Source organism: Sphingobium sp. MK2 (genome assembly GCF_040170545.1).
GTDB lineage: Bacteria > Pseudomonadota > Alphaproteobacteria > Sphingomonadales > Sphingomonadaceae > Sphingobium.
On record NZ_JAZDXA010000003.1, the window covers coordinates 1 to 12,160 of the forward strand.

The 12,160-nt window shown below is 62.7% G+C and carries 10 protein-coding genes and 1 tRNA gene; 5 read left to right on the forward strand and 6 right to left on the reverse strand.

The annotated features are described in order from the left end of the window. Positions 1–91 precede the first annotated feature (91 nt). The 4 genes from V2I08_RS02445 to V2I08_RS02460 all read right to left on the reverse strand — a co-directional run bounded on the left by V2I08_RS02445 (position 92) and on the right by V2I08_RS02460 (position 4,308). Entirely contained in the window at positions 92–787 is a 696-nt protein-coding gene (locus tag V2I08_RS02445) for a DUF4159 domain-containing protein (protein ID WP_349633764.1), read from the reverse strand. Between the two features lie 163 nt (positions 788–950). Then, positions 951–2,285: a TldD/PmbA family protein gene (locus V2I08_RS02450; RefSeq protein WP_349633765.1), complete on the reverse strand. Its 1,335-nt coding sequence runs from the start codon at positions 2,283–2,285 to the stop codon at positions 951–953. A gap of 21 nt (positions 2,286–2,306) precedes the next feature. Then, complete coding sequence (locus V2I08_RS02455) at positions 2,307–3,878, reverse strand: TldD/PmbA family protein (protein ID WP_349633766.1); 1,572 nt, start codon at positions 3,876–3,878, stop codon at positions 2,307–2,309. A gap of 353 nt (positions 3,879–4,231) precedes the next feature. After that, a tRNA-Pro gene (locus V2I08_RS02460) sits at positions 4,232–4,308 on the reverse strand. Positions 4,309–4,476: 168 nt separating this feature from the next. Here V2I08_RS02460 and thyA point away from each other — a divergent pair. The 4 genes from thyA (at position 4,477) to V2I08_RS02480 (ending at position 9,476) form a co-directional block, all read left to right on the forward strand. Continuing rightward, positions 4,477–5,409: a thymidylate synthase gene (thyA, locus tag V2I08_RS02465; protein WP_349633767.1), complete on the forward strand. Its 933-nt coding sequence runs from the start codon at positions 4,477–4,479 to the stop codon at positions 5,407–5,409. A gap of 121 nt (positions 5,410–5,530) precedes the next feature. After that, a complete protein-coding gene (locus V2I08_RS02470; RefSeq protein WP_349633768.1) occupies positions 5,531–6,829 on the forward strand; it encodes a 3-methyl-2-oxobutanoate dehydrogenase (2-methylpropanoyl-transferring) subunit alpha in 1,299 nt (432 codons plus the stop codon). A gap of 246 nt (positions 6,830–7,075) precedes the next feature. Then, positions 7,076–8,080, forward strand: coding sequence for an alpha-ketoacid dehydrogenase subunit beta (locus V2I08_RS02475; protein WP_349633830.1), 1,005 nt, complete (start codon positions 7,076–7,078; stop codon positions 8,078–8,080). Positions 8,081–8,180: 100 nt separating this feature from the next. Continuing rightward, positions 8,181–9,476, forward strand: a complete 1,296-nt coding sequence (locus V2I08_RS02480; RefSeq protein ID WP_349633769.1) for a dihydrolipoamide acetyltransferase family protein — start codon at positions 8,181–8,183, stop codon at positions 9,474–9,476. Between the two features lie 16 nt (positions 9,477–9,492). On the opposite strand, the gene V2I08_RS02485 is transcribed toward V2I08_RS02480, so the two are convergent. Both V2I08_RS02485 and V2I08_RS02490 read right to left on the reverse strand, forming a co-directional pair. After that, complete coding sequence (locus V2I08_RS02485; protein WP_349633770.1) at positions 9,493–10,236, reverse strand: class I SAM-dependent methyltransferase; 744 nt, start codon at positions 10,234–10,236, stop codon at positions 9,493–9,495. An 82-nt stretch (positions 10,237–10,318) separates the two neighbouring features. Beyond that, positions 10,319–10,792, reverse strand: coding sequence for a hypothetical protein (locus V2I08_RS02490; protein WP_349633771.1), 474 nt, complete (start codon positions 10,790–10,792; stop codon positions 10,319–10,321). 166 nt (positions 10,793–10,958) lie between these two features. Between V2I08_RS02490 and V2I08_RS02495 the strand changes: the two genes are divergently transcribed. Then, complete coding sequence (locus tag V2I08_RS02495; RefSeq protein ID WP_349633831.1) at positions 10,959–12,113, forward strand: AI-2E family transporter; 1,155 nt, start codon at positions 10,959–10,961, stop codon at positions 12,111–12,113. Positions 12,114–12,160 lie beyond the last annotated feature (47 nt).

Here is a 12,160-nt window from a genome sequence, read left to right on the forward strand (position 1 = left end):
AGGGGTGTCGCCCTATCGAGAGGGTAACACCCCTCCGTCTGGCCTGCGGCCAGCCACCTCCCCTGCCAGGGGAGGATGTTCGGTCGCGCCTTCAAACCGACAGCGCATACATTACGATATTGACCGCGAATTTGGTGTTGTCTTCGGCCAGGAAGCGTTTGTTGCGCCAGTCATAGTCCCATTCGCAGCCATAATCCTTGTTGCTGTAGAGAACGCCCAGTCGGCCATTTACCTCTATCCCTTTGAGATAATCATGGACCAGATCATCGCCCCAGCCGTTGAGTTCGAGGCCGGTATTGGGTGGCCCGTCGAAGGTGAAGAAGCTGCGATAGAGGCCATGGTTCTTGGGCAGCGTCTTCATCGCCTTGGCCCCGAAAATCTTGGCCATCTGCGCTTCGAACGAGCGGGCGAACAGGCCATCGATGTCATGGTTGCAATCGTCCACCAGAACGAAGCCGCCATTGCGGACATAGCGTTCGAAATTGCGCCGCTCGGCGGGTGAAAATTCGACCAGCTTGTGCCCGGCGAGATAACAAAAGGGCGCGGTCAGCATCTTGGGGTCCGACAGGGCCAGGACATGCTCCTTCGGATCGACCCGCAAGGTCGTATAGTCGATCAGCGAGGTGATGACGTTGGACGGCATCCGCTGATCGACATCCCAGTCGCCTGAATCATAGCGCAGCCGCGTGAACCAGAAATCATAGCCCCCGGCGGCAGCGAGCGGCCGGGCCAGCATTGCGCTGGCCAGGCCGCCTGCCATCAGCCGGAGGAAATCATTGCGAGTCATGCGTCGAACATTACTGATCCTCCCCTGGAAGGGGAGGTGTCTGGCGTAGCCAGACGGAGGGGTGTCACGCTATCGATAGGGTGACACCCCTCCGTCAGCACTTCGTGCTGCCACCTCCCCCGCCGGGGGAGGATCGTCCATCTGGTAACCGTCAGCGCCAATATTACACCGCGTCCGAGAGCGAGGTGAAGGTGAAGTCGCGCAGCTTCATCGGCGGGACCATGATGTTCATCGACACTTCGTCTGGTGGCACGCGGACGGGTTTGCCGAGTTCTTCGACATTGTTGAGCATGATCACCGGGCTTTCGTTGAACCGGAAATTCTTGATCGGATATTTGATCTGCCCGTTTTCGATATAGAAGGTGCCGTCGCGGGTGAGGCCCGTCAGCAACACCGTCTGCGGATCGACCATGCGGATATACCAGGTGCGGGTGACCAGCACGCCGCGCTGGGTCGATCGCACCAGTTCGGCGGTCGATTTGGTGCCGCCCGTCATCAGGATATTGCCCATCTGGCCGACAGGCACCTTGCCCTGCTTCTGCGCCCAGTAGCGGCTGTAATCCAGCGCGACGACCTTGCCGTCCTTGACCAGGTCCATGCGCTTGCGCGGTACGCCGTCTTCGTCCCAGGGCAGGCTTGGTGCGACCGGATCCCAGGGGTCGGTGTAGAAATTGACCTGCGGTCCGAACACCTGCTGGCCGATCTTGTTGCCGCCGCCTGCCTTGGACAGGAAGCTGCGGCCTTCATCGGCTTCGCGGGCGCCAAAGAAGTTGAACATGAAGCCGATCAGCCCGGCGGCGGCCATGGGTTCCAGGATGACGGTATATTTGCCCGGCTCCAGCGCCCTGGCTTCGGACGAGGCCGATGCCTTGCGCATCGCGATCTGGATATCATCCTCGACCTTGAAGCGGGTTGCATCCTGCGTATCGGTGCCGACCCAGCCCGATCCCCGGCCATCCTGCGTGCGGACGGTGCAGGTATAGTCCAGCACGGTCGAGCGCTGATAGCCGAAATTGCCCTTGCTGTTGGCGAAGGCGACGAAGCTCTGGCCATCCTTCAGAAAACCGGCGGCGATCAGATTCTGCGCCTTGCATGCCGTGATCGAGCTGGCCGCAACCTTGGCCCGATAGACGGGGGTGATCGCGGCGGTCGCTTCGCTAAAGGTCGGGCTGGTCTTATAGACCTGCTTGTCCACGGCCGGCATGAATTCCGGGTTTTCCGGGGCGAGCTTGGCCAATTCTTCGGCGCGGCGCACGACTCGTTCGAGCGAGGCGTCGTCGAATTGGTTGATCGTAGCGATGCCGACCCGCTTGCCATAGGCTACCTGGACCTGCAGGTCGGTGTCGTCGGTCAGGCCGGCGGTCGAGACATTGTTGAGCGCAAAGCGCACATTGCCCTGAATCTGGCCGGTCAGTTGCGCGGTGCATTCGTCGGCTTTCGACATGGCGACCACTTTGGTCAGAATGTCCTTCGCCTGTGCTTCGGTAAAGATGCCCATTATACTAACTCCCCTGAGCGATCAGCCGAGCGAACGCGCGGTGTTGATGACGTTAATGCCGTCGAAGCGGGTGGTCGATGACCCGTGCGACACGGCGGAAACCTGCGAAGGCTGTCCCTTGCCGTCGAAGAAGGAGCCGAACATGCGATAGTCGCTGGAATCGCAGATCGCCGAGCAGGCGGCCCAGAATTCGGGCGTCCTGATCTGATAGGCGACATCCTCCAGCGGCTGCGTGATCTTGCCGTTCTTGATCTCGTAGAAGAGCGTGCCGCCGAACTGGGCGTTGTAGCGCTGCTGATCGATCGAGAAGGAACCGCGGCCGAGGATGTAGATGCCATCCTCGACATTGCCGATCATGTCGGCGACGCTCATCTTGTCCTTGCCGGGTTCCAGCGAGATGTTGGCCATGCGCTGGAACTGCACATTGGACCAGCTATCGGCGTAGGAGCAGCCGTCGCTTTCGCTCTTGCCCTCGATATGCGCCTGATCGCGGGTGGCCTGATAGCCGACCAGCTTGCCGTTGCGGATGAGATCCCACTTCTTGGTCTTTACGCCTTCATCGTCATAGGCGACCGCGCCCAGGCTGCCTGGCTGGGTCTTGTCGGCGACGATGTTGACCTTGTCGCTGCCATATTGGAAATTGGCCTTGAGCTTGTCCATCGTCGCGAAGCTGGTGCCGGCATAATTGGCTTCATAGCCGAGCACGCGGTCCAGTTCGAGCGGATGGCCGACCGTTTCGTGGATGGTGAGGCCGAGATGATTGGGGTCGAGCACCAGATCATATTTGCCAGGCTTGACCGATTTGGCGGTCAGCTTCTCGCGCGCCTGCCTGGTCGCGGCGATGGCGTCTTCCTTCATGTCGTAGGACATGCCGTAGCTGATGATGCCATTGGGACCGACGGTCTTGTCCGCCGCGCGTCCGTCGAGATATTCAAAGCCGAGTCCCATGGGTGCGGACAGGCCGTCGCGGACGCGGAACTTGCCGGTCTTCTTGTCGACGGCGGTGACTTCCATCGGTGCCCAGATGCGATGGACATCCTGGTCGATATAGCTGCCATCGGTGCTGGCAAAATATTTCTGCTCGTTCACCAGGAACAGGATCGAGCTGATGAAGTCCGCGCCTGCATCCATGGCGGCGGCGTTGACGCCCATCAGCAGGTCGACCTTGTCCTTGATCGGCACGGTCATGCTGTTCTTGGCGATCGGCGTGCGCCACGACACTTCGCCGACGCCCTTGACCGGGGCGAGCTGAACCGGGGCGGTCTGGGTCGGGGCGTTCGCCTTGGCGATGGCGACGGCCTGCTGCGCGGCCTTGGCCACGGCATCGGTGGTCATCGCATTGGTCGCGGCAAAGCCCCAGGCGCCGTCGGCCAGCACACGGACACCCACGCCGCTCGATTCGGTGTTGACGACATTTTCGACATTGCGTTCGCGGGTGATGACGAACTGGCGCAGGTAGCGGCCGACGCGCACGTCGCAATAGGATGCGCCCGCGCTCTTGGCTGCGTTCATCGCGGCGTCGGCCAGCGCCTTCTTGACGGCGACGTCGATCGCGCTGTTCAATTCTTCGGCGGCAATGACCTTGCCGAACATCGATGGGAGGACAAGCCCCCCAACACCCATGGCCCCAAAGGCCAGAAAATCACGTCTATGCAAGGTTCGTCTCCCACCTGCGGAATGCCCGCATGATGCGGGTCGGATTGTGTTTGGGAAGCGGCCGGACGACCGTTCGATGGCCGGGATCATCGCCGGGCGGAGGCGGCGGGTCAAATATCTTTTACATTCGAACAACATGGGGGTCGCCGCTTTCGACATATGACATCTGTCGAAAGCGGCTGGCCAGAGGGATGCAAGCGCCCCAGTCGCGCGGGTGCGCGAAAAGAATGACGCGCGCGGGAAGGCGTTCCCCCGCAAGGGGTTGATCTGTTCGAAGCTGTGAAGAAATGTGGTCGGGGAAAGAGGATTCGAACCTCCGGCCCCTGCCTCCCGAAGACAGTGCTCTACCAGGCTGAGCTATTCCCCGACCGATGCCGACGCCGCCGTGAAGCGACCCCGTAAGGCAGGCCGCAGCCTATAGAGACGGGTTTTCGGGCTGGCAAGCGGCGAGCGACGCTTTTTTTACGGGGCGGAGCGATGCCCCGATGCGCTAAAGCCTGTGGATCACAGATTCGATTCCGACAGGACCAGCGCCTTGCCCGACACGCCCCATTATGAGCAGCAATATCTCGACCTGATGCGGCATATCTGGCGGTATGGCGACGAGCGGATCGACCGCACCGGGGTTGGCACCCGGTCGATCCTGGGCGCGACGATGCGTTTCTCGCTCAAGGACGATGCGGTGCCGCTGCTCACCACCAAGCGAGTCTATTGGAAGGCGGCGGCGCGCGAGATGCTGTGGTTCCTGACCGGCGACACCAATATCCGCGAACTGGTGCGGCAGGGGGTGCATATCTGGACCGACTGGCCGCTCGACGCCTATCGCAAGGCGACGGGCGAGACGATCGACCGGGATGCGTTCGAGGCGCGGATCATCGCGGATGAGGGCTTTGCGCTGGAGTGGGGCGATTTGGGGCCGGTCTATGGCGCGCAATGGGTGAACTGGCCGCGCTACGAACCGGCGGGCGAGGGGCTGTATCGCCGGGCCGAGAAGGGCCACAACCAGATTGCCGCGCTGGTGGAGGCTATCCGGGCGACGCCGGGGTCGCGCCGCTTGCTGTTCACCGGCTGGAACGTCGCTGAAGTGGCACAGATGGCGCTGCCGCCCTGTCATATGACCTATCAGTTTCAGGTGTCGAACGGGAAGCTCAACGGCCTGCTGTTCCAGCGCAGTTGCGACCTGGGCCTGGGCTTTGCCTTCAACATTTTCGGCCTGTCGATGATCACCCGGATGCTGGCGCAGCAATGCGATCTGGAGCCGGGCGAGGTCGTCTGGCAGGGGGGCGATGTGCATCTCTACCTCAACCATGCCGCGCTGGTGGAGGAGCAGATGAGTCGCATGCCTTCGGGCGCGCCGAAATTGCGGATCAAAAGCCGACCTTCATCCATTTTCGATTATGCCATCGAGGATTTCGAGGTGGTCGATTATGCGCCGCAATCCCACATTTCCGCGCCCGTCGCCGTTTGAAGCGGACAGCGAGGCGGACATAGATTTTGGAAAAATTGGGTAAGGGACGCTTGCCTTTCTCGGCGTTGTAATTTAATATCCAATACAAGCAATATTATTGCAACGCAGCATAGGAGGCAGGATGACCGATCCGCATGATATCGGAGCCGCGCAAGGCGAACCGGGGCGCAACCTGCCCCCGTTGCGCCTGCATGTGCCCGAGCCGCCAGCCCGGCCGGGCGAGAGCGCCGATTTCACCCATTTCGACATTCCTGCTGCCGATGCCGCGCCGCGTCCGGACGAGGCGGCGCAGCCCGCGACGATGCGCGACATGGCTTATGGCCTGGTGCGCGTGCTGGACGAAGAGGGTGCGGCCGTGGGGGCGTGGAACCCCAAGCTGCCGCCCGAAACGCTGCTGCGGATGCTGCGCGCGATGGCGCTGACCCGCGCGTTCGACGCGCGGATGTTCCGTGCCCAGCGACAGGGCAAGACCAGCTTCTATATGAAGTCGACGGGCGAGGAGGCGGTGTCGATTGGCGCGGCGCTGGCGCTGTCGCGCGACGACATGTGTTTTCCGAGCTATCGCCAGCAGGGCATATTGATCGCGCGCGATTGGCCCATCATCGACATGATGAACCAGATTTATTCCAACAAGGGCGATCGGCTGAAGGGCCGCCAGTTGCCGATCATGTATTCGGCGCGCGAGGCGGGCTTCTTCTCCATTTCCGGCAATCTGACCACCCAATATCCGCAAGCGGTCGGCTGGGCGATGGCGAGTGCGGCGCGGGGCGACACGCGCATCGCGGCGACCTGGTGCGGCGAGGGATCGACGGCGGAGGGCGATTTCCATTCGGCCTGCACCTTTGCCAGCGTCTATCGCGCGCCGGTGATCCTGAATGTCGTTAATAATCAATGGGCTATCAGCAGTTTTTCTGGCTTTGCGGGCGCGGAATCGACGACCTTCGCGGCGCGGGCGATCGGCTATGGGATTGCGGGCCTAAGGGTCGATGGCAATGACGTGCTGGCGGTCTATGCCGCGACGCGCTGGGCCGCCGACCGGGCGCGGGCCAATGCCGGGCCGACGCTGATCGAACATTTCACCTATCGCGTCGAAGGGCATAGCACGTCGGATGATCCGACCGCTTATCGTTCGGCGGAGGAAAGCAGCCTGTGGCCGCTGGGCGACCCGATCGCGCGGTTGAAGCAGCATTGCATCGGCTTGGGCATCTGGGACGAAGAGCGGCACGCCGCGATGGACAAGGAATTGGCCGAATATGTCCGCGACGCCGCGCGCGAAGCGGAGAAGAACGGCATATTGGGTCATGGCCTGCACCATCATCCGATGGAGTCGATGTTCGAAGATGTGTTCGAGGAAATGCCCCGGCATTTGAAGGAACAGCAGCAGCAGATGCTGGATGAGTGGAAGGCGGCGGGGTTGTGATGGCGCACCATCTTCCCCTCTCCCCGGCGGGGAGAGGATATCGTAGCTTGGCGGCTTGCCGCCTAGCGGAGGTTCGAGAGGGGGCTATACCCTTGCCTTTCCTCGCCGCCGTTCACCCTCTCCCAGCTTCGACTAGGCGGCAGAGCCGCCAAGTCTGCGCAACCTCGGCCAGAGCCACGTGCCTCTGGCCGACCCTCAAGGGAGAGGGAAGGAAGTGCCATGACTGACACATCAAATATGCAACAGATGACCATGATCCAGGCGATCAACAGCGCCATGGACGTGATGATGGAGCGCGACCCGACCGTTGTGGTGATGGGCGAGGATGTCGGCTTTTTCGGCGGCGTGTTTCGCGCCACGGCGGGCTTGCAACAGAAATATGGCAAGAACCGCGTATTCGACACGCCGATCACCGAATGCGGGATCATTGGCGTGGCGGTGGGCATGGGGGCCTATGGCCTGCGGCCGGTGCCGGAGATCCAGTTTGCCGACTATATCTATCCCGCGCTCGACCAACTGGTGTCGGAAGCGGCACGGTTGCGCTATCGGTCGGCGGGGGAGTTCACTGCGCCGATGACGGTGCGGTCGCCCTTTGGTGGGGGCATCTTCGGCGGTCAGACGCACAGCCAAAGCCCCGAAGGCATCTTCACCCATTGTTCGGGGATCAAGACGGTGATCCCGTCCACCCCCTATGACGCCAAGGGGCTGTTGATCGCAGCGATCGAGGATAATGATCCGACGCTCTTCTTCGAACCCAAGCGCATCTATAACGGCCCGTTCGACGGCCATTATGATACGCCGGCCAAAAGCTGGGCCGGGCATGCAGATGCGCAGGTGCCGACCGGCTATTATCGCATTCCGCTGGGCACCGCGCGCATCGTGCGGGCGGGCGAGGCGCTGACGATCCTCTGCTATGGCACGATGGTCCATGTTGTTGAGGATACGGTCAAGGCTATGGGCATCGACGCGGACATCGTCGATCTGCGCACCCTGATCCCGCTCGACATCGACACCATCGAGGCGTCGGTGAAAAAGACAGGCCGTTGCCTGATCGTGCATGAGGCGACGCGGACCAGCGGCTTTGGCGCGGAATTGCTGGCCCAGGTGCAGGAGCGTTGCTTCTATCATCTCGAAGCGCCGATCGAGCGCGTCACCGGCTTCGACACGCCCTATCCGCATAGTCTGGAATGGGCCTATTTCCCCGGCCCGGTGCGTATCCGAGAAGCCATTACCAAGATCATGAAGGACTAAGCCTTCACCCAGCTTCCGTTCGTTTCGAGCGAAGTCGAGAAACGGAAGCGCAGTTTCAAGTCAAGTGTCTCGACTTCGCTCGACACGAACGGAGCTTTTTATGGCCCTTTTTACATTCAAGCTGCCGGATATCGGCGAAGGCATTTCGGAAGCCGAGATCGTCGGCTGGCATGTCGCGGTCGGGGATCGGGTCGAGGAAGACCAGCCGATCGCCGACATGATGACCGACAAGGCGACGGTCGAGATGGAAAGTCCGGTGGCGGGCATCGTCGTCCGCTTGGCGGGTGAGCCGGGCGACCAGATCCCGATCGGCGCGATGCTGGTGGAGATCGAGGTCGAGGGCGACGAGGTAGCTGCGCCGCCGCCGCCTTCGGTTGAGGCGGAGGTTCCGGGTTTCGTTGATTTAGCAGAAGCTGAAAAGCCCCTCCCCTTCAGGGGAGGGGTTGGGGTGGGGCCTATCGACGATAGCGCGCCGCTTGCCGAACCGCCCCACCCCCCGCCCCCCTCCCCTGAAGGGGAGGGGGAGAAGGCCAGATCACCCATCCTCGCATCCCCCGCCGTCCGTGCCCGCGCGAAGGATCTCGGCATCGACCTGGCGCAGGTGAAGGCGAGTGGCGAGCATGTCCGTCATGCCGATCTCGATGCGTTCCTGTTGTACGGGCAGGGCGAGGGCTATCGTCCGGCGGGGCGGTCGGCCACGCGGCCGGACGAGCAGATCAAGGTCATCGGGATGCGGCGCCGCATCGCCGAGAATATGGCGGCGTCCAAGCGCCATATTCCCCACTTCACCTATGTCGAGGAAATCGACGTCACGGCGCTGGAAGAGTTGCGCGCGCAGTTGAATGACGGGCGCGGGGATCGGCCCAAGCTCACCATGCTGCCGCTGCTGATTGTCGCTTTGTGCAAGGCGCTGCCCGATTTTCCGATGCTCAACGCCCGTTATGATGACGAAGCGGGCGTGGTCACGCGCCATGGGGCGGTGCATCTCGGCCTTGCGACGCAGACCGATGCAGGGCTGATGGTGCCGGTGATCCGCGATGCCCAGAACCGCAATGTTTGGCAGCTCGCCACCGAAATCCGCCGCCTCGCCGACGCCGCGCGCACCGGCAAGGCGAAGTCGGAGGAATTGTCCGGCTCCACGCTGACGCTGACCTCGCTGGGGCCGTTGGGCGGCATCGCCACCACGCCGGTCATCAACCGGCCCGAAGTCGCGATCATCGGCCCCAACCGGGTGATCGAACGGCCGATGTTCCGGGGCAAAGAGATCGTCGCGGCGAAGCTGATGAACCTGTCGATCAGTTGCGATCATCGCGTGGTCGATGGCTTCGACGCGGCCAGCTTCGTGCAGGCCGTGCGCAAGCTGTTGGAAGCGCCCGCTTTCCTGTTCGTGGATTGATAAAGGGGCAGGGTGCCTATTTCGTCAGGACGACGATGGCACCCTGTTTCAGGTCAGGCTCGAAGAGAAGCTTCAGCACCCGCTTGGTCATGCGCCAGCGCCGCGCGCTCAGTCGCCGGTTCGGGTAAGTTCGCGGCGTGTAGAAAATATCCTGCAGGACATGGGGCATCGGCAGTACGCGAAAGCCGGTGAAGCCTGCTTCCCGGCCGCGCGCCATGATGAGATGCGGCGGCATGTCGCGCTCATTGACCCCATATCGTTCCATGGCCTCGATCGACCCTGGCGCTGTGCTATGCCCTTCGCCCGGTTCATGGGTGATGAGCATCCCGCCTGGCTTCAAGGCGCGATAGGCGCTGCGGATCGCCAGCGCTTCGTCGTCGGCATGATGGAGCGCATCGAAAAAGATCGCCGCATCGAACTGACCATCCAGATCGAGATTTTCAAAGTCGCTGCAAACAAAGGTCGTGCGGTCGGCAACGCCGTTGATCCGCGCATTCTCCTGCGCCAGCGCAATCATGTCAGGGGCGATATCCTGTCCGGTGACGGTGTATCCGGCGCGGGCGAAGAACTGGCTTGTCCATCCGCCACCGCAGCCCATGTCCAAGATATGGGCGGGGGGCGAAGGCAGCAGGCCCATGATGAAACCGATGGATGCCAGTTCCAGTCCGCAATAAGGATCGGAAAAGGGCTTATGCAGCGAGTGATGAGCGCCATCCTCTCCGATATTGGCAAGATAGGCGCGCTCTGCATCTTTGGGCATCAGAGGGGTCTCCGGTTAGGCCGTCGGCCCTAACCTGTCGCCTTGCCCGGCTCAAGCGCTGTTATTGCGTTGCACAATCCGTTCAGCGTATCGTCGCGCGGTAGCTGAGCCGTCCGGTCTGGCCCGGCGGCACGCTGTCGGGGAGGGTCCAGCGGATATGGGTGATGTCGGCGGGGACGGCGCGGCGCACGCCGCCGAGCGGCGTCGGGAGCCATAGTTGCGCCATGCGTCCCCACCGCACGCCCCCGTCAACGGACACTTGCAAGGCTGGGTCGGAGGGGTCCAGTTCCACCCCCTTGGGCAGCGGACGGACCAGCGCATAGTCGCGCAGCGGTTCGCCGCCCTGGTTGCGCCAATGGACCATGACGATCAATTGGTCACCCGGTGCGACGCGATCGGCGCTGGCGAGGATACGCCGGGTGCGGCCGTTGACGTCGGTGCTGACGCGCTCGACGAACATCTGCGTGTCGACCCGCACGGCGGGTTGCGCCTGCGCCGCCTGCGCGCCGATGATGATCGCCAGCGCGCCCAGCGCTGATCCTGTGGCCGTCTTCATGCCAAAGCCCCGTTGTCGCCGTCCCCGATGGCGGACATAGACAGGGCGGCCGAATATTTGGTTAAGGGCCTGATTTTCCTGCACGCACTTTGGCATCGCTTTGCAAATTGACGGCCCGCGACGGGCAGCGCACATCTGGGCGAAATCTTTGGCGAATCGGACAGTCGTGACAGTCGGCGAACAACAGGAAATCAACCGCAGGCGCGACCGGCTGCTGGCGTCGATCGCGCTGACGGCGGGCATCGGCCTCGTCATCGCGCTGCCCTTTGCGTTGCGGGCGGGGGCGGAATTCTTTTTGCCGCTGACCGCCGCGCTGGTGATCGCCATTGCCCTGGTGCCGCTGCTGGAGTGGATGGAGCGACGCCGGTTGCCGTCGGGGCTGGCGGCGTTGCTGGCGCTGATCGGCTTCCTGCTGGTCGCCAATACGGCGCTGGTGCTGATCATCGTACCGGCGACCGACTGGTTCCGCATCCTGCCCGAACGATTGCCGCAGATTCAGGCCAATCTCGCGCCGCTGATCGACTTTTATGCCAATTTGCAGCGGTTCGTGGATGAAACCGTGCGGATGCTGGCGACGGGGCCGGTGGCGGCGGCGCAGACGGCGGCGGTCGATACGCCCCGCTCGCTGCTGCAGTTCGCCGCTGCCTCCGCGCCATCCGCCATCGTGCAGATGGTGTTCGCGCTGCTCATCATCTATTTCTTCCTCGCCGGATGGACGCGCCTGCGCCGTCGCACGATCAACAGCCGCGACAGTTTCGACGGCGCGCTGGCGGTTGCGCGGGTGATCCAGAATGTGGTCGATGCGACGTCGGCCTATGTCATCACCATCGCGACGATCAATCTGGGGCTGGGGCTGGCGGTCGCCGTCTCGCTGTGGCTGATCGGGATGCCGTCGCCCTGGATGTGGGGCGGCATCGTCGCGTTGCTGAACTTCATTCCCTATTTCGGGCCGATGCTGGCCGCCGTGCTGCTGGGGCTGGGTGGCCTGATGGTGTTCGACGATATCTGGGTGGCGCTGCTGCCCGCCGCCTTGCAGGTCGGCTTTCACATGGTCGAGGCCAATGTGGTGACGCCGACCGTGCTGGGGCGGCGGTTGACGATGAATCCGCTGCTGATCCTGGTGTCGCTGGCCTTTTGGGGCTGGGTCTGGGGGACGCCCGGTGCGCTGCTTGGCGTCCCGCTGCTGATCATCATCCAGACCGTGGTGCAGGCAGCGGGAACGCCCGATATCGCCGGTTTCCTGTTCGAGCAGGGGACGCTGACGGTCGCGCCGCGCAAAGAAAATGACGAGAATGCGAAAACAGCCGAAACGGACGGTTGACAGTTTTGGCGCGCGCCCATAGACGGCGCTTCCACACCGAACGCGGG

What these genes read in the sequence shown, in the direction of transcription:
- V2I08_RS02480 (WP_349633769.1), top strand. Translation starts at nt 8,181, where the DNA reads ATGGCCCTTTTTACATTCAAGCTGCCGGATATCGGCGAAGGCATTTCG.
- V2I08_RS02490 (WP_349633771.1), bottom strand. Translation starts at nt 10,792, where the DNA reads ATGAAGACGGCCACAGGATCAGCGCTGGGCGCGCTGGCGATCATCATC.
- V2I08_RS02475 (WP_349633830.1), top strand. Translation starts at nt 7,076, where the DNA reads ATGACCATGATCCAGGCGATCAACAGCGCCATGGACGTGATGATGGAG.
- V2I08_RS02485 (WP_349633770.1), bottom strand. Translation starts at nt 10,236, where the DNA reads ATGCCCAAAGATGCAGAGCGCGCCTATCTTGCCAATATCGGAGAGGAT.
- V2I08_RS02445 (WP_349633764.1), bottom strand. Translation starts at nt 787, where the DNA reads ATGACTCGCAATGATTTCCTCCGGCTGATGGCAGGCGGCCTGGCCAGC.
- V2I08_RS02450 (WP_349633765.1), bottom strand. Translation starts at nt 2,285, where the DNA reads ATGGGCATCTTTACCGAAGCACAGGCGAAGGACATTCTGACCAAAGTG.
- V2I08_RS02470 (WP_349633768.1), top strand. Translation starts at nt 5,531, where the DNA reads ATGACCGATCCGCATGATATCGGAGCCGCGCAAGGCGAACCGGGGCGC.
- V2I08_RS02455 (WP_349633766.1), bottom strand. Translation starts at nt 3,878, where the DNA reads ATGTTCGGCAAGGTCATTGCCGCCGAAGAATTGAACAGCGCGATCGAC.